Source organism: Hyphobacterium sp. (genome assembly GCF_965228115.1).
In the GTDB taxonomy this organism is placed as follows: Bacteria; Pseudomonadota; Alphaproteobacteria; order Caulobacterales; family Maricaulaceae; genus Hyphobacterium.
The window spans coordinates 401717-425439 of the sequence record NZ_OZ245794.1; the positions used below are offsets into that span (position 1 = coordinate 401717).

Annotated in this window: 20 protein-coding genes; all 20 read left to right on the plus strand. The window is 57.9% G+C overall.

The window, feature by feature from the left end; genetic code table 11:
* Position 1 precedes the first annotated feature (1 nt).
* Positions 2–1498 carry an NADH-quinone oxidoreductase subunit M gene (locus ACO079_RS02465; protein ID WP_421791513.1) on the plus strand — a complete coding sequence of 499 codons (1497 nt, stop codon included), beginning with the start codon at positions 2–4 and terminating at the stop codon, positions 1496–1498.
* A gap of 25 nt (positions 1499–1523) precedes the next feature.
* Positions 1524–2960, plus strand: a complete 1437-nt coding sequence (nuoN, locus tag ACO079_RS02470) for an NADH-quinone oxidoreductase subunit NuoN (RefSeq protein WP_421792910.1) — start codon at positions 1524–1526, stop codon at positions 2958–2960.
* Positions 2961–3704 carry a biotin--[acetyl-CoA-carboxylase] ligase gene (locus tag ACO079_RS02475; protein WP_421791514.1) on the plus strand — a complete coding sequence of 248 codons (744 nt, stop codon included), beginning with the start codon at positions 2961–2963 and terminating at the stop codon, positions 3702–3704.
* Between the two features lie 10 nt (positions 3705–3714).
* On the plus strand, positions 3715–4494 hold the full coding sequence (locus ACO079_RS02480) for a type III pantothenate kinase (RefSeq protein ID WP_421791515.1): 780 nt from the start codon (positions 3715–3717) through the stop codon (positions 4492–4494).
* A complete protein-coding gene (locus ACO079_RS02485; protein WP_421791516.1) occupies positions 4494–6164 on the plus strand; it encodes a ribonuclease J in 1671 nt (556 codons plus the stop codon). The genes ACO079_RS02480 and ACO079_RS02485 overlap by 1 nt, the downstream gene beginning before the upstream one ends.
* Before the next feature lie 10 nt (positions 6165–6174).
* Complete coding sequence (gene mce, locus ACO079_RS02490; RefSeq protein WP_421791517.1) at positions 6175–6594, plus strand: methylmalonyl-CoA epimerase; 420 nt, start codon at positions 6175–6177, stop codon at positions 6592–6594.
* The gene (locus tag ACO079_RS02495; protein WP_421791518.1) at positions 6595–6954 is read left to right on the plus strand and encodes a DUF1467 family protein; all 360 of its coding nucleotides are present in this window, start codon (positions 6595–6597) and stop codon (positions 6952–6954) included. It abuts the gene before it with no gap.
* 70 nt (positions 6955–7024) lie between these two features.
* Entirely contained in the window at positions 7025–8362 is a 1338-nt protein-coding gene (proS, locus tag ACO079_RS02500) for a proline--tRNA ligase (protein ID WP_421791519.1), read from the plus strand.
* The gene (locus ACO079_RS02505; RefSeq protein ID WP_421791520.1) at positions 8355–9665 is read left to right on the plus strand and encodes a lipoprotein-releasing ABC transporter permease subunit; all 1311 of its coding nucleotides are present in this window, start codon (positions 8355–8357) and stop codon (positions 9663–9665) included. Before proS ends, ACO079_RS02505 begins: the two co-directional genes overlap by 8 nt.
* Complete coding sequence (locus ACO079_RS02510; protein ID WP_421791521.1) at positions 9658–10350, plus strand: ABC transporter ATP-binding protein; 693 nt, start codon at positions 9658–9660, stop codon at positions 10348–10350. The genes ACO079_RS02505 and ACO079_RS02510 overlap by 8 nt, the downstream gene beginning before the upstream one ends.
* Positions 10351–10592: 242 nt before the next feature.
* Positions 10593–14042 (plus strand): DNA polymerase III subunit alpha, encoded by a 3450-nt coding sequence (gene dnaE / locus ACO079_RS02515; RefSeq protein ID WP_421791522.1) that lies wholly within the window; start codon positions 10593–10595, stop codon positions 14040–14042.
* A gap of 178 nt (positions 14043–14220) precedes the next feature.
* Positions 14221–15096: a 30S ribosomal protein S2 gene (rpsB, locus tag ACO079_RS02520; protein WP_421791523.1), complete on the plus strand. Its 876-nt coding sequence runs from the start codon at positions 14221–14223 to the stop codon at positions 15094–15096.
* Between the two features lie 39 nt (positions 15097–15135).
* Entirely contained in the window at positions 15136–16017 is an 882-nt protein-coding gene (tsf, locus tag ACO079_RS02525) for a translation elongation factor Ts (protein ID WP_421791524.1), read from the plus strand.
* An 82-nt stretch (positions 16018–16099) separates the two neighbouring features.
* Complete coding sequence (gene pyrH / locus ACO079_RS02530) at positions 16100–16831, plus strand: UMP kinase (RefSeq protein WP_421791525.1); 732 nt, start codon at positions 16100–16102, stop codon at positions 16829–16831.
* 15 nt (positions 16832–16846) lie between these two features.
* Positions 16847–17407, plus strand: coding sequence for a ribosome recycling factor (frr, locus tag ACO079_RS02535; RefSeq protein WP_421791526.1), 561 nt, complete (start codon positions 16847–16849; stop codon positions 17405–17407).
* A 23-nt stretch (positions 17408–17430) separates the two neighbouring features.
* Positions 17431–18159: an isoprenyl transferase gene (locus ACO079_RS02540; RefSeq protein WP_421791527.1), complete on the plus strand. Its 729-nt coding sequence runs from the start codon at positions 17431–17433 to the stop codon at positions 18157–18159.
* Positions 18149–18967, plus strand: coding sequence for a phosphatidate cytidylyltransferase (locus tag ACO079_RS02545; RefSeq protein ID WP_421791528.1), 819 nt, complete (start codon positions 18149–18151; stop codon positions 18965–18967). The genes ACO079_RS02540 and ACO079_RS02545 overlap by 11 nt, the downstream gene beginning before the upstream one ends.
* Positions 18964–20136, plus strand: a complete 1173-nt coding sequence (gene dxr, locus ACO079_RS02550) for a 1-deoxy-D-xylulose-5-phosphate reductoisomerase (protein ID WP_421791529.1) — start codon at positions 18964–18966, stop codon at positions 20134–20136. Before ACO079_RS02545 ends, dxr begins: the two co-directional genes overlap by 4 nt.
* 18 nt (positions 20137–20154) lie before the next feature.
* Entirely contained in the window at positions 20155–21330 is a 1176-nt protein-coding gene (locus tag ACO079_RS02555) for a M50 family metallopeptidase (RefSeq protein WP_421791530.1), read from the plus strand.
* A gap of 25 nt (positions 21331–21355) precedes the next feature.
* Positions 21356–23722, plus strand: a complete 2367-nt coding sequence (bamA, locus tag ACO079_RS02560; protein ID WP_421791531.1) for an outer membrane protein assembly factor BamA — start codon at positions 21356–21358, stop codon at positions 23720–23722.
* The last annotated feature ends 1 nt before the right edge of the window (position 23723 follow it).

Here is a 23723-nt window from a genome sequence, read left to right on the forward strand (position 1 = left end):
GATGATCCTCTCCGCCGTTACGTTCGCGCCGCTGATCGGTGCCCTGGTCATTACGCTCTTCAAAATGTTCGCACGTGGCGAAGACAGCGCCTTCATCGAAAAAAATGCCCGCAATGTCGCGCTACTGACGACGCTGGTTACGTTTGCGCTTTCTGTCGTGATGCTGCTCCGGTTCGATCCCTCGAACCCGGATTTCCAGATGGTCGAACATGTGCCGTGGTTCTCCGAATTCGGCATGGGCTATCGAATGGGAGTCGATGGCCTGTCCGTCCTGTTCGTCATGTTGACGACCTTCCTGATGCCGATTGCCATTCTGGCCAGCTGGAAGATCGAAAAGCGCGTCGCCGACTACATGATCGCCTTCCTGATATTGGAAACGCTGATGATCGGCGTGTTCTGTGCGCTGGATATGGTTCTCTTCTACATCTTTTTCGAAGGTGGCCTGATCCCGATGTTCCTGATCATCGGCGTCTGGGGCGGGGCGAACCGCGTCTATGCGGCGTTCAAATTCTTCCTTTACACGCTGCTCGGCTCGGTGCTGATGCTGGTCGCGATGGTGTTCATGTTCCTGCAGGCGGGAACGACCGATATCACCGTGCTGCTGCAGCACGATTTCGCGATTGATATCCAGACCTGGCTCTGGCTCGCCTTCTTTGCCTCTTTTGCGGTAAAGATGCCGATGTGGCCGGTCCATACCTGGTTGCCCGATGCGCACGTGGAGGCGCCCACGGCAGGCTCGGTCATTCTGGCGGGCGTGCTCTTGAAGATGGGCGGCTATGGCTTCCTGCGCTTCTCGCTTCCCATGTTCCCGAATGCGAGTGATCTCTTTGCGCCGCTGGTATTTGCGCTGTCGGTGATTGCGATCATCTACACTTCGCTGGTGGCCTTCCGGCAGACGGATATCAAAAAGCTGATCGCCTATTCCTCGGTGGCGCATATGGGCCTTGTCACGATGGGGCTCTTTGCGATGACCGAGCTGGGCGTGCAGGGCGCGATCTATCAGATGATCTCGCACGGCGTAATTTCGGGTGCGCTCTTCTTGGCTGTGGGTGTGATCTATGACCGCATGCACACACGGGAAATCGCTTTTTATGGCGGGCTGGTGCATCGCATGCCGGTCTACGCGGCGATCCTGGCGCTCTTCACCATGGCGAATGTCGGCTTGCCGGGCACGTCCGGCTTTGTCGGTGAGATCATGGCGATGATTGGCACCTTCCAGGTCTCCACCTGGGCGGCTGCCGGTGCAGCCGTGGGGGTAATCCTGTCAGCGGTTTATATGCTCAACGCCTATAAGGCGCTTGTACTGGGCGATATGACCAATCCCAAGCTGGAGCAGATCAACGACATGAATGCCCGTGAATGGGTGATCTTCATGCCGCTGATCATCGCCACTCTGGTGCTGGGCATTTTCTCGACATTGATCACGGATGTGACCGCAGCCTCGGTCGATCAGTTGATCTCGAACTATCAGGCAGCAATAGCTGCCGCAGCGGAGTAGGGCGGCCCTCATGGATTTTGCAACGCTGCAGTCTGAATATCTGCTCTATACACCGGAAGTCTTGCTGGCGTTAGGCGCAATGGCTCTGTTGATGCTGGGCGTCTTTATCAAGGATCCGAACCGGGCGACCGGACTGGTAGCGCCTCTGACCGCGGGCTTGCTGATTGCTGCGGCTTTGGTGGCCGTGTTCGTCGTTCCGGAAGAAGGTGGGCAGGCTTTTGCCGGCTCCTTCATCTTTGATCCACTCGCCCTGTTCTCGAAAGTGGCGATCTTCGGTGCGGCAGCCATCGCTCTCATGTTCGCCGTGCCGTATTTGAAGTCCGAACGTATGGCGAAGTTCGAGTACTTCGTGCTGATCGCTCTGGCGGCGCTTGGCATGTCGATGATGGTCTCGGCCAATGATCTGATCGCCATGTATATGGGCATCGAGCTGCAGTCGCTGGCACTTTACGTGCTGGCTGCTTTCAATCGAGACAGCCAACGGGCATCTGAAGCAGGTCTGAAATATTTCATGCTCGGTGCCCTGTCTTCGGGGCTGCTGCTCTATGGCGCTTCGTTGGTTTATGGCTTTACCGGCTCCACGGGCTTCAACGAAATCGCTGTCGTGGCGGCTTCGGGTGAAACCAATATCGGCCTCCTCTTCGGGCTGGTCTTTGTGATCTGCGGCCTGGCTTTCAAGGTTTCCGCCGCCCCGTTCCACATGTGGACGCCTGATGTTTATGAGGGCTCGCCGACACCCGTGACGGCCTTCTTTGCCATGGCACCAAAATTTGCCGCCATCGTGTTGCTGGCCAGGGTGCTGTATGAGCCGTTCGGTGCCATGACCGAGCAATGGCAGCAGGTGATCTCCGTGATTGCCGTTCTGTCCATGGCGGTCGGCGCCTTCGGTGCTTTGACGCAAAATAATATCAAGCGCCTGATGGCCTATTCCTCGATCGGCAATATGGGCTATGCCCTCGTGGCTATCGCGGCGGGTACGCAAACCGGTCTGTGGGCGCTTCTGGCCTTTATGATCCTCTATGTGATCGGTCAGGTCGCAGCCTTTGGTGTCATCCTTTCCATGCGGACGAATGAAGGCATGGTGGAACAGGTCGATGATCTGGCGGGGCTTGCCCAATCGCGACCGGGTCTGGCCTGGACAATGACTGGGGCGATGTTCTCAATCGGCGGTCTTCCCTTCCTCGTCGGTTTCTTTGGAAAGCTTTTTATTCTCTATGCGGCCCTGGAAGCCGGATTAGTCATCCTGCCGGTCTTGCTGGTGTTGTTCTCGGTTGTCGCGGCTGCCTATTACCTTCGCATCGTCAAGGTGATGTGGTTCTCCGAACCGCTCACCGCATTTGTCGGCCCTCCGGCCACAACAGGTGTCATCACGAATGTAGCCGGTATCGCAACGGCGCTATTGGTCATCCTGGCACCCGTTCTCTTCCTGCTCGCGCGAAACGCTGGCCTTGGGCTGTTCTAGATGCTGTCAGGTGGCGTCCGCGTTGAATGGCTGGACGAGATCGATTCCACAAATGAAGAGGGTCGCCGCCGGTTCAAGGCAGGCGAGACAGGTCCGCTCTGGATCGCTGCGCGGCGGCAGACGGCAGGGCGTGGGCGACGGGGACGCAACTGGGCAGATTTAACCGGCAATCTTTATTGCTCGGGCCTTTACTCGCTGAAATGCAGCGCAGGTGAGGCGGCGCAGCTTTCCTTTGCCGCAGCACTTTCTGCAGCCGAGGTCTGCAAAACGGCACTGCCGGGGCGCTCGGTCAAGGTGAAATGGCCGAATGACGTTCATATCGAGGGTCAGAAGGCGTGCGGGCTATTGCTGGAGTCCGGTGATGCGCCTGGGAAAGTCATTCAACTGGTTGTCGGTATTGGCATCAATGTCGCCGCTGCGCCCCACATCCCGGATTATCCAGCTGTCAGCCTGAAAGAGCTCGGATCGTCGATAACCGCTGATGAGGCGCTGAACTCCCTGATTGAGCGGTTCGAGCACTGGCGAGGCGTGTGGGCGCGCGACGGGTTTCCGCCCATTCGCGAGGCGTGGCTGGCACAAGCGCGCGGTGTGGGTCAGCGCTGTATTGTGCGCCTCGATAATCAAACACTCGAAGGCGTGTTCACGGATCTTGCTGATGATGGCTCGCTGAAACTCGCCATGGCTGATGGCAGGACGCGGCCTATTTCAGCGGGTGACGTATTTTTTCCCGAGGCGATAGGCTAGACCGCTCCTCATGTTTCTAGCGATTGATTGCGGCAACACGAATACGCTTTTCGCCATCCATGATGGCGAGAAATGGTGCGCCCAATGGCGCACCGCCACGCACTCCACCCGCACGGCTGATGAACACGCCGTCTGGCTGGGTCAGATCATGAGCATGCATGGGCTGTCTTTTGCCGACATCTCCGCCTGCGTGATCTCCACTGTGGTGCCGCAAGCCTTGTTCAATCTACGCAATCTCTCCCGGCGCTATCTCAATGCGGAGCCGATGATTATTGGTGAGCCGGAGGTAAAGCTCGGCGTCGATGTTCGCCTGGCGCGTCCGCAGGACGCCGGCGCCGACCGCTTGGTCAACGCGCTCGGGGCCAAGTCGAAATATGATGGGGCCTTGCTGATCATCGATTCCGGAACGGCCACCACTTTCGATGTCGTTTCCGCCGATGGCGCCTTTGTCGGCGGAATCATCGCACCGGGTATCAATCTTTCCATGCGGGCCTTGCACGATGCGGCCGCGCGGCTGCCGCGTATCGAAATCCGTCAGCCGGAAAAAGTGGTGGGTACTGACACGGTCTCAGCCATGCAGTCGGGCGTGTTCTGGGGTTATGTAGAATTGATTGATGGCCTCGTTCGGCGCACGAAAGCTGAACACGAAGAGCCTTTGACCGTCATCGCAACAGGCGGAGTCGCCTCGCTGTTTGAAGGCGCGTCCGAGACCATCGACCATTTCGATTCTGACATCACCATTCACGGGCTTTACGAGGTCTGGCGCCTCAATGGCGGCGGAGCGGCCTGATGGTGGAAGAAAGCGGGCTTTATTTCCTGCCACTTGGCGGGTCCGGCGAGATCGGCATGAATCTCAACCTCTATGGCTATGGCCCGGAGGAAAAGCGCAAATGGATCATGGTCGATTGCGGCGTCACGTTCGGGGATCTATCGACGCCCGGCATTGACGTCATCCTGCCCGATCCGGATTATATCGAAGAACGCGCGCACGATCTGCTCGCCATCATCCTGACACATGCGCACGAAGATCATATGGGCGCGGTGGCGCATCTCTGGGAGCGTTTCCGCTGTCCGATCTATGCGACGCCCTTTACCGCCTGGCTGATGGTAGATCGATTGCGGGAGAAGGGCCTGGAGAATGAGGCTATCGTCAATGTTCTGCCAATCGACGGACAGCTGTCGCTCGGCCCGTTTGATATTTCACTGGTGACGCTGACGCACTCCATTCCTGAGCCGAATGGCCTGGCTATCCGCACACCAGAAGGGCTGATCCTCCACACCGGGGATTGGAAAATCGACCCGGAACCGCTCATTGGCCAATCCACCGACGTAAACGCTCTGACCAGCCTGGCCGATGAAGGCGTGCTGGCCATGATTTGCGACAGCACCAATGTCTTCACGGAAGGCGAGTCCGGCTCTGAGGCTGGCGTTCGCGAAAACCTGATCAAGCTGGTCGGAGAGCTGACCGGCCGCGTCGCGATTGCCTCTTTCGCCTCCAATGTTGCGCGCATGGAAAGTGCCATTGTCGCGGCAGAAGCGAATGGGCGCCGTGTCTGCCTCGTGGGCCGCTCGATGCACCGCATGGCAGGGGCGGCAAAGTCTGTCGGCCTGTTGGCCGGTACCAAACCCTTCATTGATGAAGATGATGCCGCGCACTTCCCACCGGACAAGATTTTGTATCTTTGCACAGGCAGTCAGGGAGAGCCACGCGCGGCGCTCTCGCGGATTGCCCGTGGCGATCACCGCGTCATCAATCTGACAAGCGGCGATACGGTCATTTTCTCCAGCCGAGTTATTCCCGGCAATGAGGCAGGTATTTTCGAGCTTCAGAACATGCTCACCGAGCGCGGCGTGGACATCATCACCGAGCGCGACCGGCATATTCATGTGTCCGGCCATCCGTGCCGGGACGAGTTGAAGCAGATGTATGCTTGGGTGCGTCCGCAGATCTCTATCCCGGTGCATGGCGAGCGCCGCCATCTGATCGAGCACGCAGAATTCGCGCGTTCCTTACAGGTGCCGCAGGCCCTGGCACCACGAAATGGAGATCTGATCCGCATTTCCAAGGACGGCGCAAGCGTCGTCGATGAAGTCAAATCTGGCCGGCTCTATGTCGATGGCCGCGTCGTCGCAGAGGCGGAATCCGCAGCTATGCGCGAGCGCCGTTCCATGGCCTATGCCGGACATGTCACGGTCGCCATGGTGATCGACGGGCAGGGAAGTTTGATTTCCGGTCCGGATGTTCGCGCGCTCGGCCTGCCGGAAAACGAAAAGCTGACAGAAAGCGATTGGCTGGATTCCATCGCCGAGGCCGCAGAAGAGTCCTTCGACCGGTTAAAGCGCCGCGCACGTTGCGATGAGGCCGAGGTTGAAGAATCGGCTCGCCGCGCAGTTCGCCGATTATTGAACCAGATGTGGGGCAAGAAGCCTCAGGTCGATGTTATGGTGCTCACCGCGTAAGGAGAGAAACATGTCTGTTGGACGCCTGAACCATATCGGGATTGCGACGCCGGATATTGCCGCCACGCGTGATGTTTATGCGGCGCTTTACGGGCTGGAAAACGCGACCGAGATCAAGGATTTCCCCAAGCTGGGCGTGAAGGTCTGCTTCATCCGTACGGGTAATACCGAACTCGAACTGCTTCAGCCTCTCGGCCCGGAAAGCCCGGTCAACAAATTCCTGGAGAAGAATCCGAAGGGTGGCCAGCACCATCTCTGTTTCGAGGTTCCGGACATTATCGCGGCGCGTGATGATATGCGTGAGAAAGGCGCCACTGTTCTGGGCACGGGAGAGCCCTATATCGGCGCTCACAACGTGCCGGTGATCTTCATTCACCCGAAGAATACCGATGGCGTTTTGATTGAACTGATGCAGGAGCCGGATCACTAAATGCCCAAATTTCTTGGTTTTCTGCCGCCCGTGGCGGTCGCGATCCTCTGGATTTTGCAATTCTTCATTCCCGGCGAAGGAATGAATGTGTTTTCCGGCATGGTGGTCTTCCTGATCACCTGGTGGATTACGCTGTTCACGGTGCTGCCCATCGGAATACAGGGCCAGGCCGAGAGCGGTGAAATGGTACAGGGCACCGAATCCGGCGCGCCGGTTTCGATCAATCTCAAACAGAAAGCCTGGACCACCACGATTGTCGCCTCGATCATCTGGCTGGTCTTGTTTGTCTTGCTCGAATTTCAACTGGTCACGCTCAACGATATTCCCTTCCTTCCCGGTGAAAACTCCTGGGACGCTTGAGCGGCTTGCAGGCAAAGGCGAGCAGGTTTATGCGTCAAGACATCCACAAGACCGACGCGGACCAAATTTCATGCGCCTTTCCCGCTATTTTCTTCCCGTCCTGAAGGAAACACCTTCAGACGCCCAGATCGTCTCTCATCGCCTGATGCTGCGCGCTGGTATGATCCGTCAGGAAGCGGCCGGGATTTATGCCTGGCTACCGCTTGGCCATCGCGTTTTGCGCAAGATCGAACAGATCGTCCGCGAGGAACAGGACCGGGCAGGGGCAGCAGAAATGCTGATGCCGACGCTTCAGCCAGCCGATCTGTGGCGGGAAAGCGGGCGCTATGACGATTACGGGCAAGAGATGCTGCGCATTGTCGACCGGCATGAGCGCGATCTGCTTTATGGCCCCACCAACGAGGAAATGATCACCGAGATCTTTCGGGCGTCTTGCCGGTCCTATAAAGACCTGCCCAAGCTGCTTTATCATATCCAGTGGAAGTTCCGGGATGAAATCCGCCCGCGTTTCGGCGTCATGCGGGGTCGCGAATTTCTGATGAAAGATGCGTATTCCTTTGATCTCGACGAGGCGGCCGCCCGCAAAGCCTATAACCGCATGTTCGTGGCTTATCTGAACACCTTCTCGCGTATGGGCCTGAAAGCCGTTCCGATGCGCGCCGATACCGGCCCGATTGGCGGGGACCTCAGCCATGAATTCATCATTCTGGCCGAGACGGGCGAAAGCCAGGTCTTCTGCCATGCCGATCTGGTAGAGATGGGCGCGCCGGGCCTGGACGTTGACTTCGACGGCGATCTTCAACCGCTCGTCGATCAACGCACCGCGCTTTATGCGGCCACCGATGAAATGCACGAAGAAGACCGTTTCAATTCCGAAGTGCCGGAGAACAAGCGCTTGTCGGCGCGCGGCATCGAGGTGGGCCATATCTTCTATTTCGGGACCAAGTACTCCGAGCCGATGAAAGCCGTGGTGACTCACCCGGACGGACAGGAGCGCGCGGTTCACATGGGCAGCTATGGCGTTGGCGTATCGCGCCTGATGGGTGGCATCATAGAGGCCAGTCATGACGAAAACGGCATTATCTGGCCGGAAAGCGTTGCGCCTTTTGGCGTAGGCATCATCAATATGCGCGCTGGCGATGTGGCGACGGATGCCGCCTGCCAGACCGCCTATGAGGGATTGGGGAAAGCCGGGAAAGAGCCGCTGCTGGACGACACCAACGAACGGGCGGGGGCAAAGTTTGCCACGATGGATCTTATCGGCCTGCCTTACCAATTGGTCATTGGCCCGCGGGGGCTGAAAGAAGGCAAGATCGAGCTGAAAGTCCGCCGGACTGGCGAAAAGCATGAGCTCTCGCTGGAAGATGCGGTCAACCGGCTTTCAGAAGGGGCTTTCTCTGATGCCTGAGAACATCAACACCCATGCCGCAAAGCCCTTTGCGCCCTTTGAGTTCGTTATTGCCATGCGATATCTGCGCGCCCGCCGGAAGGATGGCGGCATTGCTCTGATCGCGATTATTTCCTTCCTCGGAATTACGCTTGGCGTTGCGGCATTGATTGTTGTGCTCTCCATCATGAATGGGTTCCGGTATGAGTTGTTAAACCAGCTTCTTGGGGCCCAAAGCCATGTCTACGTGGATGTCCGTGGACTGACCGAGCCGGAAATCGAGGATATCCAGAACGATCTCATCCGCATTCCCGGTGTACTGAATGCCGGACCGCGCTACGAAGGCCAGGCGCTCTTTACCGCCAACGGTCAGACGGTCGGCGCTCAGGTCGTCGGCGTTCTGCCGCGCGATCTTGCCAATATTGAGCGGATTACCGCCCCGGTGCGCGGAGACGCCCGATACGGGTTAATTGAAGGGTCTTTTGAGAGCTTTGGCGAGGGTGAGAATGGCGGCGACAATATTCTGATCGGCCGTGCTCTGGCGCAGCGTCTCGGCGTAGACCCCGGCGATCAAATCACGGTGCTCGCGCCAACAGGGTCAACCGGTCCGTTCGGCACTGTGCCGCGACGGAAAGCCTATACGGTTGGCGGGGTCTTCACGGTCGGCGTGCATCAATTCGATCAGATCGTGACCTTCATGCCGTTGGAACAGGCGCTTCTGTTTTTCTCTCAGGACGGCCCGATGACGATCGAGGCCCGCGTGGAAAGTCCGGTCGAAATTGGCCCGGTCATCGCTCAAGCCCGTGCAGTCCTTCCTTCCGGCGTGATTCTCTTCGACTGGCGCGATCAGAGCCTTGCAATCTACCAAGCTTTGCAGGTCGAACGGTTCGCTATGCGGTTAATCCTGTCTGTGGTCATTTTGATTGCCGCGCTGAACATCATTACCGGACTCGTGATGCTGGTGAAAAACAAGGGCCGTGACATCGCTATTCTGCGAACCATGGGGGCCACGCGCGGCTCGATCATGCGGGTTTTCTTGTTGATCGGGCTTATGATTGGCGGCGTTGGCGCCATGGGAGGAGCCGCACTTGGCTTTCTATTCGTTTTGAATATTGAAGGTCTGCAGGGGCTTATTGAGGCGGTCACCGGGGTCGATCCGTTCAATGCAGAGGTTTACTTTTTGACCCGTCTTCCGGCCCGGATTGATCCGGGTGAGGTGAGTTTCGCCATTCTGTTCGGCCTGTTCTCGGCTTTCCTGGCCGCATTGCCGCCCGCCTGGCGGGCTGCGCAGCTCGATCCGGTTGAGGCGTTGCGGTATGAGTAAGCCCTGGTTGAGCCTTCGAAATGTCGTGCGGACCTATGAGTCCGGCGGCGAGGATTTGCGTGTTTTGCGGGGGGTCGATCTCGACCTGGCGCCAGGCGAGATTGTCGGCCTGATCGGCCCATCCGGATCGGGCAAATCGACCCTGCTGCATGTGGCTGGCCTGCTCGAGCCCCCCGATGACGGCACCGTTACGATTGACGGGAAGGAAGCGACCGGCATTTCGGACAACAAGCTGACTGAGCTCCGCCGGAATTACATCGGTTTCGTTTATCAATTCCATCATCTATTGCCGGAATTTGATGCGCTGGAGAATGTCGTGCTGCCCATGCTGATCCACGGAGATCTGCGTGCAAAAGCGATACCCAAAGCTCAGAAGCTTCTTTCCACGATGGGGCTTCGGGACCGGCTGTCGCATCGACCGGCCGAACTTTCAGGTGGCGAGCAGCAGAGGGTCGCGATTGCGCGGGCCTTTGCGAACAAGCCTGAAATCATTCTCGCTGACGAGCCCACAGGCAATCTTGATCCCAAGACCTCCGACGCCGTATTCGAAAGCTTCCGCAACGCGGCAAAAGAGGAGGGGACCGCCCTTCTGGTCGCGACACATAATATTGCCCTCGCCGAGCGTATGGACCGGGTCGTATCGCTTGTTGATGGCAAGCTTGTTCCTTTCCAACGTACTGAATAATCACAGCGTTCCGTCGTTAACGAAAAACTTCTTGGCAACCGGAACAAAACGTGAAAGAACATAACCAGAACGAATGTAGTGACGACGGAGCTGGTTATGAAAAGACTTCTTGCTGATGCGACTTCTGCGGCGGCTATTCTGGGCTTTGGCTGGATGATTTTGATGTGGACATCTATCCTCCTCGCCTGACCTTCTGGAACCGGCTCTGCTAGAACTGAGTCGTTTGATGGAGGGTGGCAATCATGCGCGAGGCAGAAGGGGCGAGACCAGGGTTTGTACACCTGAGGAACCGGTCACCCTATTCACTCCTCGAAGGTGCCATCCCGATCAAGAAAATGGCAGAGCTTGCCGCCGCCGACGGCATGCCGGCCATTGCCATCACAGACACCAATAATCTGTTCGGCGCACTCGAATTTTCAGAACAGCTCTCCGGGGCGGGCATTCAGCCCATTACTGGCTGCACCCTGTCGATCCGCCTGACCGACCCCCGCCCCGGAGATGCTGCCCAACCTGACGGGACGATCGCTCTGATCGCTTCCAATGAGGCGGGCTATAACAACCTCATGAAGTTGACCAGTGCCGCCTTCCTGGAGGTCGGGGCAACTGAACTACCGCATGTCACAGCCGCAAAACTGTTCGAGCATTCCGACGGTCTGATTGTGCTCACGGGCGGGCCGGACAGCGTGCTCAATCGCTGGATCATCGCTGAAAGAAAAGGCGATGCCGCCAGCTGGTTGGATCAATTGCATCATCACTTTGGTGACCGCCTCTATATCGAGCTGCAACGCCATGGCCGTCGGGAAGAGCTGATTGCCGAGACCTGGTTGGTGGATCAGGCCTACGAAAAGGGTCTGCCACTGGTCGCCACCAATGAATGCTATTTTCCCGACCGCGAGATGCATGCGGCTCATGATGCGCTGCTCTGTATTGCTGAAAGCGAATATCTGACCGTTGACGACCGGCGCCGGGTAACGCCGGATCATTTCTTCGCTTCGACGGAGGAGATGATCGCGCGGTTTTCCGATCTGCCTGAGGCGATCGAAAACACAATCGAGATTGCCCGCCGCTGTTCTCACCGTCCGAAGACACATGACCCGATACTGCCAAGCTTCCCGACGGAAGGTGGGCGCGATGAGCTGGCCGAACTGCGCGCACAGTCCGAGGACGGGTTGAATGAACGGCTCAAGGCCAATGAGGCGGCCGTTGACGAGAAAGAATACTGGGACCGGCTGGAGATTGAGCTGGAGATTATCGGCAAGATGGGGTTTCCGGGTTACTTCCTCATCGTGGCGGACTTCATCAAATGGGCAAAAGCACAGGACATACCGGTCGGGCCGGGCCGGGGATCCGGCGCGGGGTCGGTCGTTGCCTGGGCCTTGACCATCACCGATCTGGATCCGCTTCGCTTCGGGCTGCTTTTCGAACGCTTCCTGAACCCGGAACGCATCTCGATGCCGGATTTCGACGTCGACTTCTGTCAGGAGCGCCGGGGTGAGGTGATCCGCTATGTGCAAGAGCACTATGGCAAGGATCATGTTGCCCAGATCATCACATTCGGAACCCTTCAGGCCCGCGCCGTGGTGCGTGATGTGGGCCGCGTTTTGCAATTGCCCCTCGGCCTGGTGGACAAGATTGCCAAGCTGGTGCCGGCTAATCCGGCCAACCCGGTGACGCTGGCTCAGGCCATCGAGATCGAACCGCGGCTGCGTGCCTTCGGCGAAGAAGAACCAGGCGTGGATCGGCTGCTTGAAATCGCGTTGAAGCTGGAAGGCTTGTACCGCAACGCATCAACCCATGCCGCGGGCGTGGTCATTGGTGACAGGCCGCTTGATGAATTGGTGCCACTCTATCGCGACCCGCGGTCGGATATTCCGGCGACGCAATTCAATATGAAATGGGTCGAGCCGGCTGGATTGGTGAAGTTCGACTTCCTTGGCTTGAAAACCTTGACCGTTATCGCCCGTGCACTCGGCTATATCGAGGAGGCAGGCGGGGAGGTTCCGGATCTTGAGAATGCCAGTTTCGATGATCCGAAAGTCTATGAGCTTTTATCCACCGGTGCCGGGATTGGCGTGTTTCAGATGGAATCGTCTGGCATGCGCGATACGCTGGCCAAGATGAAGCCGGACAAGATCGAGGATTTGATCGCTCTGATCTCGCTGTATCGGCCCGGTCCGATGAAGAATATCGATGTGTATGTCGACCGGAAATTCGGCCGGGCGGAGGTCGATTATCTCCATCTGGATTTGAAAACCGTTCTGGATGAGACCTATGGGGTCATCATCTATCAGGAACAGGTGATGCAGATCGCCCAGATCCTCTCCGGCTATTCGCTTGGTGAGGCGGACATTTTGCGCCGCGCCATGGGTAAGAAGAAAAAAGAGGAGATGGCGCAACAAAAAGTGCGCTTTCTCGAAGGGGCAGAAAAGCGCGGCGTCACCAAGGGCAAGGCTGAATACATCTTCGAACTGGTCAATGAATTTGCCGGCTATGGTTTCAACAAGTCTCACGCCGCAGCCTATGCGGCCATCGCCTATCGGACCGGATATCTGAAAGCCAACCACCCGGTAGAATTTATGGCGGCTCTGATGAGCCTCGACCGGAATAATGTCGACAAGCTGGCCGTCTTCTTCCAAGAGGCGCGCCGCATGGAAACGCCTGTTTTGCCGCCGGACATTAATCAGTCCGAGGCTGATTTCTCGGTAAAGAATGGGGCTGTCGTTTATGCACTTGGTGCAATACGGAATGTCAGTCTCTCGGCCATGGAAGCCCTGGTTGACGAACGCAACGCCAATGGCCCGTTCAATGACCTGTTTGACTTTGCCGAGCGCGTTGACCCGCGTCTTTTGAATAGAAGGACGCTCGAAAATCTGGCGCGCGCCGGCGCTTTCGACAGTGTGGAACCGGACCGGTCGCGGGCCTTCGCGGCGGCAGAAACGCTGTGTGCAATGGCCGCGAAGGCACATGAAGAACGCGAAACCGCTCAGGTCAGCCTGTTTGGCGATGCCGCGCCCGATGCCGGGGGGCTGGCCCGGCCGCGCTTGCCGGATGTCCCCGCATGGACGGCAACGCAGAGGCTGGATGAAGAGCTGAATGCCATCGGTTTTTACCTGTCCGGACACCCGCTCGATGATCTCTCCGACATGCTGGCGCGCCGCGGGGTTGTCTTCGTCGCGGATGCGCCGGACCGTGTCGCCGATGGCGCCAGCGCGATCCGGATGGCGGGCGTGGTGCGGCGGCGACAGGAACGAGTATCCCAGCGGTCGGGCGAACGCTTTGCCTGGGTTACCCTGTCAGATCCGTCTGGAGAATTCGAGGTTCTGGTCAGCCCGGACATGCTCAAAACCTCTCGTGATGCGTTAGAGGTCGGCGCTTCGGTCATGGTGGGGGCACGAATCGACGACAAGGAAGAACAGCTTCGATATTTTGCCGACAGTATTGAAGCGTTGGATGAAGCTCCTGCAGCCGATGGCTTGCGAATTCGTCTGGTACCGGAGGCAATGGAAAGCGTGAAGACCCGCCTTGCGCGGGCCGCAGAAAGCGGCAAGGGCGAAGGGGTAGTTCACCTGATCCTCGCGGTGAATGAGGGCGGTGAGGCGGAGCTACGCCTGCCGGGCCGCATACCGACTGGACCACCGGTTCAGGCCGCCCTTCGCGGGGTAAAGGGTGTCGAGAGCGTCGAGCTGATCTAGCTGGAGCACTCTGTCCTTTCAGGCTTGCGCCCGAAGCCAATCAATCCTATATGCGCGCCCATCACGCACACGGAACTTCGGTACGCCTCGAGTTGGGGTGGCATCGCTCCGGTGTGTCGATCGGGTGGTCCGGTCGTCACTCCGTTCCGTGGAGGCCAACCGGAAAAGGATAAGACCTATGGCTCTGCCTGAATTCTCCATGCGCCAATTGCTGGAAGCTGGCGCACACTTTGGACACCAGACCCACCGCTGGAATCCCAAGATGAAACCGTTCATCTTCGGGGATCGCGCGAATATTCATATTATTGACCTGTCGCAAACGGTTCCGCTTCTGCATCAGGCGCTGGTTCAGGTCCGCGATGTTGCCGCCAAGGGTGGCCGTATTCTGTTTGTCGGCACCAAACGTCAAGCGTCCGACATTATTGCCGTGAATGCAAAGCGTTGCGCGCAATACTTCATGAACAATCGCTGGCTGGGTGGCACGCTCACCAACTGGTCCACCATTTCCAATTCGATCGCGCGTCTGCGTGAGCTGGAAGACCTTCTGGGTGACGATCAGGCCTCAGCCGGTTTTACCAAGAAAGAATTGCTCAACCTGACTCGTGAGCGCGAAAAACTGGAATTGTCGCTCGGCGGCATCAAGGAAATGGGCGGAACGCCGGACCTGATGTTTGTGATCGACACCAACAAGGAAGCGATCGCCATTCAGGAAGCCAAGAAGCTTGGCATTCCGGTGATCGGCATTGTCGACACCAATTGCGACCCCGACCCGATCGATTTCCCGATCCCGGCCAATGATGACGCTGCTCGCGCCATTTCGCTGTACTGCGAATTGATCGCTGACGCTGCGCTGGACGGTATGGCGCAAGGTCAGGCCGATCTGGGTGTGGATCTGGGAGCTGCCGTTGAACCGGCTGCCGATCCGGCTCTGGCTGCAGCAGAGGAATCTGCCGCGCCTGAAGCCGCCGAGGCGCAAGCGCCCGCAGAAGCAACTGCCGCGGAAACGTCAGACGACTCCGCTAGCAAGAAAACCGAAGAGAAAGCGGACGGCTAATTCCGCCGTCCAGATCAAAGATCAACAGGAGTAGAACCGATGGCTGGAATTACAGCGGCCCTCGTCAAAGAGCTGCGCGACATGACGGGCGCAGGCATGATGGACGCCAAAAAAGCGCTGACCGAAACCGGTGGTGACATGGACGCAGCCGTGGATTGGCTGCGGACAAAAGGCTTGTCGAAGGCGGCCAAGAAATCTGATCGGGTTGCCGCAGAAGGTCTGGTGTCGATCGCCGTGAATGGCGGCACCGGTGTGGCAGTCGAGGTCAATTCCGAAACGGACTTCGTGGCTAAGAATGGCGACTTTCAGGCTATGGTGAAAGACATCACCGGCGCGGCTTTTGGCGCAGACGATGTTGAGGCCCTGAAGTCTGCCGATGTAAATGGCAAGCCGGTGGCAGACCTGATCACCGACAAGATTGCCACGATTGGCGAAAACATGTCGGTGCGCCGTATGGCGAAAATCGAGGGCGACACCGTTGCTGCCTACACCCATAACGCCGTAACCGGCGGCATGGGCAAGATTGGCGTTCTGGTTGCCTTGAAGGGCGACAATGAAGAGTTCGGCCGCCAGGTCGCTATGCACATTGCGGCGATCAACCCGGCCTCGTTGTCGGAAGCCGATCTGGACCCGGCGATTGTCGAGAAAGAAAAGACGGTTCTCACCGAGCAGGCGCGTGAAAGCGGCAAGCCGGAAAATATCATTGAGAACATGATCAAGGGCCGGATGAAGAAATTCTTCGCCGAAGTGACGTTGCTCAACCAGTCCTTCGTGATCAATCCCGACCTGACCGTGGGTGCGGCCGCAAAAGAAGCGGGCGTGGACATCGCCGGATTTATCCGGATGGAGGTTGGCGAGGGCGTCGAGAAGAAGTCGGAAGACTTCGCCGCCGAAGTCGCGGCAACCGCCAAGGGCGGATAACACCAAATCAAGCGCCGGAGCTTATCGCTCCGGCGCTTTTATTTTAGGCTACAGCCAGAGTGATTCTGCCGGATACAACGCTATGAGCGATAAGACGATGTACAAGCGCGTCCTTTTGAAAATTTCCGGTGAAGCCCTGATGGGCGAGCAACAATACGGTATCGACCTGAATGTCGCTGAACGTGTCGCCAGCGAAGTCAAATCAGCGGTCGAGTCCGGCGTAGAGGTTTGCCTGGTCATTGGCGGTGGAAATATTTTCCGTGGGCTTTCGGTCGCCGCCAAGGGTATGGATCGCGCCGCAGCCGATTATATGGGCATGCTGGCCACGGTGATGAACGCGCTCGCCATGCAAAACTCATTGGAAAAAGTCGGTGTTCAGACCCGGGTTCAATCCGCCATCCCCATGATGTCGATTGCCGAACCGTATATTCGCCGGCGGGCGATCCGGCATATGGAAAAGGGGCGCGTTGTTATCTTCGCGGCCGGGACGGGAAACCCGTTCTTCACCACCGATACCGCCGCGGCGCTGCGGGCTGCGGAAATGGGCTGTGAAGCCTTGTTCAAGGGCACGCAGGTGGATGGGGTCTATTCCGACGATCCGCGCAAGGACCCTGACGCCAGCCGGTATGAGCAGCTGGACTATCTCGAAGTTCTATCGCGTGACCTGAAGGTAATGGACGCTGCAGCGGTAACATTGATGCGTGAGAACGCCGTGCCTATCGTGGTGTTCAATATTCACAAGCCGGGCGAGTTCGCGCGGGTTCTGGCAGGTGAGGGTACCTGCACAACCATCGGCGAACCGAAATCGGCCTGACAGAAGGGATATCCCATGAGCGCGAGAATTGATCTCAAAGACCTCAAGCGGCGGATGGATGGCGCGCTGGATGCGCTTCACAAGGATTTCGGAAGCTTGCGGACCGGGCGTGCTTCGGCCAGCCTGCTGGATGCCATTGATGTCGAGGCCTACGGCTCGCCAACTCCGATCAATCAGGTGGGAACCGTTTCTGTACCTGAGCCTCGCATGATTTCTGTTCAGGTCTGGGACAAAGCCCTCGTGACGGCAGTCGATAAAGCCATCCGCAATTCCCCGCTTGGTGTGAACCCGGTTGTGGAGGGCACACTGCTGCGGATCCCGATACCGCCGTTGAATGAAGAACGCCGCGCCGAACTTGCCAAGGCGGCCAGCAGCTATGCGGAACAGGCCCGCGTGGCCATCCGGAACATCCGCCGTGATGGGATGGACACCGTCAAACAGATGGAAAAAGACGGCGAGATCAGTGAAGACGATGAGAAGAGCCAGTCTGACCAGGTTCAGTCGCTGACCGATGAATACGTCGGAAAGGTAGACACGGCGCTGAAAACCAAGCAGGACGAGATCATGCAGGTCTAGCCATTAAGGCTAGGGAGGATTCCATGACGCCCGGCGAAAATACTGACCGACCGGTCCAGCATGTCGCCATCATCATGGATGGAAACGGTCGTTGGGCTCAACAACGCGGCCGTCCACGTGCCTTCGGGCACTCTCAAGGGGTCGAGGCGGTTCGGGAAGCTGTCCGCGCGGCTGGCGAGCTTGAAATCAAATATCTCACGCTTTTTGGTTTCTCGACCGAAAACTGGCGCCGACCCCCGCATGAGGTTGATGCCCTCTTTGATTTGATGAAACGATTTGTGGATGCAGATCTCGAAAAGCTCCATGAAGAGGGCGTCAAGATACGGATTGCCGGACGCCGTGAAGGGCTGGACCGGGACCTGGTCGGGATTATCGAGCGCGCCGAGCGCCGCACAGCCGGAAACTCCTCCCGGTGCCTGACAATCGCTTTTAACTATGGCGGCCGCGATGAGATCGTGCGAGCGGCACGTCGACTGGCGAGAGAAATCGCAGAGGGACAACTCGACCCTGAAAGCGTGGACGAGGAGACCTTTGCCGGCTTTCTCGACACGGCCGAAATTCCTGATCCCGATCTGGTGATCCGCACAAGTGGCGAGCACCGCACGAGCAATTTTCTGATCTGGCAGGCGGCTTATGCCGAGCTGGTCTTTCTGGACGTGCTCTGGCCAGATTTTTCCGCGCGTCATTTTGCATCAGCGCTTGATCAATATGCCGCCCGAAAACGCCGGTTTGGAGGCGTGAATGCCGCCTGATTCAGGTGGCGTAAGGCAGCGCGATCCGGCACTGGCGACGCGACTGCTATCTGCCGCCATCCTGATTCCAGTATCGCTATTTCTCTTGTGGAATGGGGGGCTGCCATTCACGGCCTATTGTGCCGCCTTCGCAGCGGCAATGGCGTGGGAATGGATGCGGATGGCGGATCGTGATGCGCCAACGCGAAGCTATGCAATCGCATCAGCCGCAGCCTCAGGTGCGGTCCTGTTTGCCGCGGATGGAGAGTTCTTCTGGATGTTGGCTTGGCCGTTGGCGGGGGCCGCGGGTGTTATATTTGCAGGCAATCTGGAAATTGCCCGGCGTTGGCGCGGGGCTTTTGGGATTGTTTATGTCGCCCTGGCGGTGTCTGCGCTGGCTTCAATCCGGGCTCTGAACGGGTTCAATGCCGCCGTGTTCATCTTGCTGATCGTATGGGCTGCCGACAGCGCCGCTTATTTTGCAGGCACATGGCTCCGTGGTCCGAAATTATGGCCAAGTGTCAGTCCGAACAAAACCTGGACGGGATTGATCGCTGGCCTGGCGGGCGGAAGTGCAGCCGCCTGGGGATTCTCGCAATGGCAAGACCTGCCAGTTGGCGGCACCATATTGATGGGATTGATCCTGTCACTGGCGGCGATCGGCGGGGATTTGGCGATGTCGGGCTTCAAGCGCATGTTCGGCGTGAAAGACACCGGAGAGATCATCCCGGGTCATGGCGGTGTTCTGGACCGGGTTGATGCCCTGATGGCCGCTTGCTTGATGGCGCTCGGCCTTTCAACGCTCAATGTGCTGCAGGGCCCGCTATGAGCCGCCGCGTTTCAATACTGGGGTGCACAGGGTCGGTTGGAAAATCGACGCTCGATCTGATGGAGCGTGCTGACCCGGGGACTTATGAGTTCGTGGCACTTACAGCGCATTCGAGTGTTCAAGAACTCGCCGGGATGGCCCTGCAATATCGTCCCGAAGTGGCGGTGATTGCAGATGCTGACCGGTATGAAGAGCTTGCCCGTCTATTGAAGGGAAGCGGCGTCGAGGCGGCAGCGGGCCCCTCAGCGCTCGTCGAAGCGGCCAGCCGGCCGGTCGAATGGACGATGGCCGCGATTGTTGGCGCAGCCGGGCTGGAACCTACGGCTGCCGCGCTTCAGCAAGGTTCCATCGTTGCGATCGCAAACAAGGAGTGCCTGGTTTGCGCCGGTGATTACTTCATGCGGCTGGCGAAGGAGCGGGGCGCACGGGTGCTACCTGTCGATAGTGAGCACAATGCGATTTTTCAGTCTATCTACCCGGGTCATGACGACCATATCCGCCGGATCATCCTGACCGCTTCGGGTGGACCGTTTCGTGACTGGCCGCGGGAAAAGATGGCCACTGTTTCACGCGAGGATGCTCTGGCGCACCCGGTCTGGAGCATGGGTGCCAAGATATCGATCGATTCCGCGACCCTCATGAACAAGGGGTTGGAAGTCATCGAAGCCTGCCGTCTATTCGGTCTGGCGCCGGATCGTGTTGATGTCGTCGTTCATCGCCAGTCGGTGATCCACGGGCTGGTCGAGTACATTGATGGCAGCGTGCTGGCCCAACTCGGAAGCCCGGATATGCGAATTCCGATCGCGTCCACCTTGTCGTGGCCCGAGCGCATGGAAACTCCTGCAGAGCCGCTTGATCTGGCGGCAATAGGACAACTGGATTTCGAGCCACCGGATGAAAACCGGTTTCCAGCCTTGCGGATCGCGAGGGAAGCGCTGATTGCGGGTGAGGGGGCGACGGCGGCCCTGAACGCAGCCAATGAAATAGCAGTCGCCGCTTTTCTTGATGAAAAGATAGCCTTTCTTGACATTCCCCGGCTTGTTTCTGAGTGTCTTGAGGCTCTGGACAAGCAGCAATCACTGCCAAGCCGTTTTTCTGGCATGGAAGCTGCGTTAGCAGTAGACCAAAGCGCGCGCCGTTTAACGTCGCGGCTGGTCAACGGCAGTTAAAAACACACGAGGCCTTCCTTGATTGATTTTCTGACCTCTGGCGTCGTTACAATTGCGGCCTTCATTGCGGTCATATCGCTTGTCGTGGTGATCCATGAGCTGGGCCACTATTATGCGGGGCGGATATTCGGTATTCATGCAGAAGCGTTTTCACTCGGCTTCGGTCCCACCCTGTTTGCCGTCAAAGACCGGCGCGGCACGATCTGGCGCATCGCCGCCTTCCCGCTAGGCGGCTATGTGAAGTTCATGGGCGATGCGGGAGCTGCCAGCGAGCCGGATCAGGCCAAGCTCGCTGAAATGCGCGCCAAGCTCGGTCCCGATGCTGAAAAATGTTATCATTTCAAACCGGTCTGGCAGCGCGCCATCGTGGTTATCGCAGGCCCGCTAGCGAATTTTATTTTGGCGATTGTTATTTTCGCAGGGATCGCGGCCGGTTTCGGCGAGCGGGGACTTTCGCCGATTGTTGGCGAGGTCAGGGACAATTCTCCAGCCCAAGCGGCCGGTTTTGAGCCCGGCGACCGGATCCTTGCTGTGGGCGGCAGCGAGATAACCCGTTTCACCGATATCCGGATGGAATTGATGTGGCGTCCTGGTGATACCGTGACATTTGATGTGGAGCGGGATGGGCAGGCGATTCAGCTCAGAGCCGCGCCGGAATTGCAGCGGCTGCCCGATGGCTTCGGTGGATATCGGGATGTCGCCGTTGTTGGTTTCACCAGTTCCAACGAAATCTTTGAGCGCCGGTTCGGTCCAATCGAATCACTCGGCATAGGTGTCGCGCGCACTTTCGGCATTGTTGAAACCACAGCCCAATATGTCTGGCGGATTATTACCGGACGGGCCCCGCCAAACCTGTTGAATGGTCCCGTTGGTATTGTGACCGTGTCGGGTCAAGTGGCGAATGGGACAATCGACGCTGCCCCGTCAGCTGGCGCTGCATTGGGTGGCCTCGCATTAAATCTCATTCAGCTTGCGGGTTTTTTCAGTATTGGACTGGGATTAGTGAACCTGCTGCCAATTCCCATACTCGACGGCGGTCATCTCGTGTATTACGCCTACGAAGCGGTTGCCGGGAGACCGCTCAGCGAGAAAGCGCAAGCAATTGGCTTCAGAGTCGGGCTTGCCTTGGTGCTGGGTTTGATGCTTGTAGCAACCTGGAATGATTTGGTTTACCTCGGCGGGTTGGGTTCCTGACCCGCTAGCAAGAACGGCGGCCCGTATGTCGAGTTTTCAGCGCGTCCTGACCGCGGCATTTTTTTGCGTCATCAGTTTCACGCTGGCCTTGAGTGCCGCGCCAGTGGCGCATGCTCAGGACGGCAGTGTCGCAACTGACCCACCGCCCTTTGTGCCCGTGCGTCAGATTCTGGTGGAAGGCAATCAACGGGTCGAGGCTGACACCGTTATTTCCTACTTGATCATTCAACCCGGTGCGCCAGCTGATTCCCGATCGATCAACCTGTCGATCCAGACCTTGGTCGCGACCGGTTTGTTTTCTGATGTTCGCATCGAGAACCGCGGTGATGTCGTGGTCGTCTATGTGCAGGAAAACCCGATTATCAATCGCGTACTGCTTGAAGGTAATCGCTCCGTTGATGACGATTCCATCAATGAGGAGATCCAGGCCCAGCCGCGCGCGATTTTCACGCGGGCCCGTGTTCAGGCTGACGTACAGCGGATTATCGAGGTCTACCGCCGGTCCGGGCGCTTTGCAGCGCAGGTTACACCCCGCATTGTGGAGCTGCCGCAAAACCGCGTTGACCTGATCTTCGAGATCTCCGAAGGGCCGGTAACCGGTGTCCGGCGGGTGAACTTTCAAGGCAATGAGAGCTTTTCTGACCGGCAATTGCGCCGGGAACTTGTGACAGTGGAATCGCGCTGGTGGCGCTTTTTCTCGACCAATGACAATTACGATCCGGACCGTCTTGAGTTCGACCGGGAGCTGTTGCGTCAATTCTATCAGAACCGTGGCTATGCCGATTTCCGGGTGGTCTCTGCGGTCGCAGAACTGACGCCGGATCAGGAAGATTTCTATATCACATTCACCCTTGATGAAGGGGATATCTATTCCTTCGGCGAAATCACAATTCAGACGGACTTGCCGGATGTCGAGCCGGATTCGCTTGTCTCATTCTTGTCGGTCCGGACGGGCGAACTGTTCCAGGGCGAGTTGATCGAGGATTCGGTCGATACTTTGAACTTTGCCGTGGGCGCAGCTGGTTATGCCTTTGTGAATATTACGCCGCGCATCGATCGCAATCGCGACAACCGCACGGTTGATGTCGAGTTCGAGATCGAAGAAGGCCCGCGGGTTTACATCGAGCGGATCGATATTGTCGGCAATACAAGAACACTCGACAGCGTGATCCGCCGCGAATTGGAACTGGTCGAAGGTGATGCCTTTAACCGCTCTTTGATCGAGCGCTCTCAGGCGCGGGTACGCCGGCTTGGATTCTTTGAAGAAGTCGAAATCACCGAAGTTCAGGGTTCCACACCGGACCGGGCCAGATTGCAGGTGGCCGTGACCGAGCAGCCCACTGGCGAGTTGGCCTTTGGTGCCGGCTTTTCATCCCAGGATGCCTTTCTGATTGATTTGTCGGTCTCGGAACGCAACTTGCGTGGCCGGGGACAATTCCTCCGGTTCCGCGTCGCGGCAAGTTCACGCCGGGAGCAGATCGATATCCGGTTTACAGAGCCGCGCTTCCTCGATCGCAATCTGGCAGCCGGTATTGACCTTTTCTCGGTGCGTTCGGACTTCATCACCGAAGCGAGTTTTGAAACCCAGTCCACCGGGTTCAGCTTGCGGGCCGGATTTCCGACTACGCGTTCGACCAATCTGGGGCTTCAATACACGCTCCGGAATGACGACGTTCTGACATTCGCCGGGGCCAACCAGGCGCTGCGGAATCAGGCAGGTGAGCGCCTGACATCGGTGTTGTCTTATACCCTGCGGTGGGATCGTGTTGATAACCCGATTGAACCGTCTCGCGGTTTCCGCGCAGAAGTCAGCCAGTCGTTTGCCGGCATTGGCGGTGACGTCCGCTTCGTCAGCACCGAAGTGACCGCGGCTGTCTACCGTCCCTTGTTCTGGAATTTTGTCGGCAGCCTGTCGGCTAACAGCGGCTTCATCATGGGCTGGGGCGGCGATTCAATCCGGATCAATGATCGCTTCTTCCGCGGTGGCAACTCCTTCCGTGGCTTCGAAATTGCGGGTATAGGTCCGCGTGTTGTCGTACGCGATCCTGTGACAGGCGAGTTGCGCGGCGGTGACGCTCTGGGTGGGCGTTTCTACGCCATCGGTACCGCCGAAATGACTTTCCCGCTGCCTTTGCCCGAGCAATACGGTGTTCGCGGCAGCTTCTTCACGGAATTTGGAACGCTTGGCCTGCTTGATGACGAAGATACGCTCGATGAAGTCGTAGGCGCAGCGTTCACAGCCGATGACATGTCCTTGCGTGTCTCGGCAGGTCTCAGCATTTTCTGGGACTCACCCTTCGGGCCGGTCCGGTTTGACCTGGCCGAGGCATTGGTCAATGAAACTTACGACCGTGCCGAATTCTTCCGCTTCAGTACACGAACAGGATTCTAAT

Bases quoted from the DNA above. Each gene is read 5' to 3' on its own strand.
- frr (WP_421791526.1), top strand. From the start codon at position 16,847: ATGAGCGCGAGAATTGATCTCAAAGACCTCAAGCGGCGGATGGATGGC.
- ACO079_RS02475 (WP_421791514.1), top strand. From the start codon at position 2,961: ATGCTGTCAGGTGGCGTCCGCGTTGAATGGCTGGACGAGATCGATTCC.
- proS (WP_421791519.1), top strand. From the start codon at position 7,025: ATGCGCCTTTCCCGCTATTTTCTTCCCGTCCTGAAGGAAACACCTTCA.
- ACO079_RS02465 (WP_421791513.1), top strand. From the start codon at position 2: ATGATCCTCTCCGCCGTTACGTTCGCGCCGCTGATCGGTGCCCTGGTC.
- tsf (WP_421791524.1), top strand. From the start codon at position 15,136: ATGGCTGGAATTACAGCGGCCCTCGTCAAAGAGCTGCGCGACATGACG.
- ACO079_RS02480 (WP_421791515.1), top strand. From the start codon at position 3,715: ATGTTTCTAGCGATTGATTGCGGCAACACGAATACGCTTTTCGCCATC.
- dxr (WP_421791529.1), top strand. From the start codon at position 18,964: ATGAGCCGCCGCGTTTCAATACTGGGGTGCACAGGGTCGGTTGGAAAA.
- ACO079_RS02540 (WP_421791527.1), top strand. From the start codon at position 17,431: ATGACGCCCGGCGAAAATACTGACCGACCGGTCCAGCATGTCGCCATC.
- pyrH (WP_421791525.1), top strand. From the start codon at position 16,100: ATGAGCGATAAGACGATGTACAAGCGCGTCCTTTTGAAAATTTCCGGT.
- ACO079_RS02510 (WP_421791521.1), top strand. From the start codon at position 9,658: ATGAGTAAGCCCTGGTTGAGCCTTCGAAATGTCGTGCGGACCTATGAG.
- ACO079_RS02495 (WP_421791518.1), top strand. From the start codon at position 6,595: ATGCCCAAATTTCTTGGTTTTCTGCCGCCCGTGGCGGTCGCGATCCTC.
- bamA (WP_421791531.1), top strand. From the start codon at position 21,356: ATGTCGAGTTTTCAGCGCGTCCTGACCGCGGCATTTTTTTGCGTCATC.
- dnaE (WP_421791522.1), top strand. From the start codon at position 10,593: ATGCGCGAGGCAGAAGGGGCGAGACCAGGGTTTGTACACCTGAGGAAC.
- ACO079_RS02545 (WP_421791528.1), top strand. From the start codon at position 18,149: ATGCCGCCTGATTCAGGTGGCGTAAGGCAGCGCGATCCGGCACTGGCG.
- rpsB (WP_421791523.1), top strand. From the start codon at position 14,221: ATGGCTCTGCCTGAATTCTCCATGCGCCAATTGCTGGAAGCTGGCGCA.
- ACO079_RS02485 (WP_421791516.1), top strand. From the start codon at position 4,494: ATGGTGGAAGAAAGCGGGCTTTATTTCCTGCCACTTGGCGGGTCCGGC.
- ACO079_RS02505 (WP_421791520.1), top strand. From the start codon at position 8,355: ATGCCTGAGAACATCAACACCCATGCCGCAAAGCCCTTTGCGCCCTTT.
- mce (WP_421791517.1), top strand. From the start codon at position 6,175: ATGTCTGTTGGACGCCTGAACCATATCGGGATTGCGACGCCGGATATT.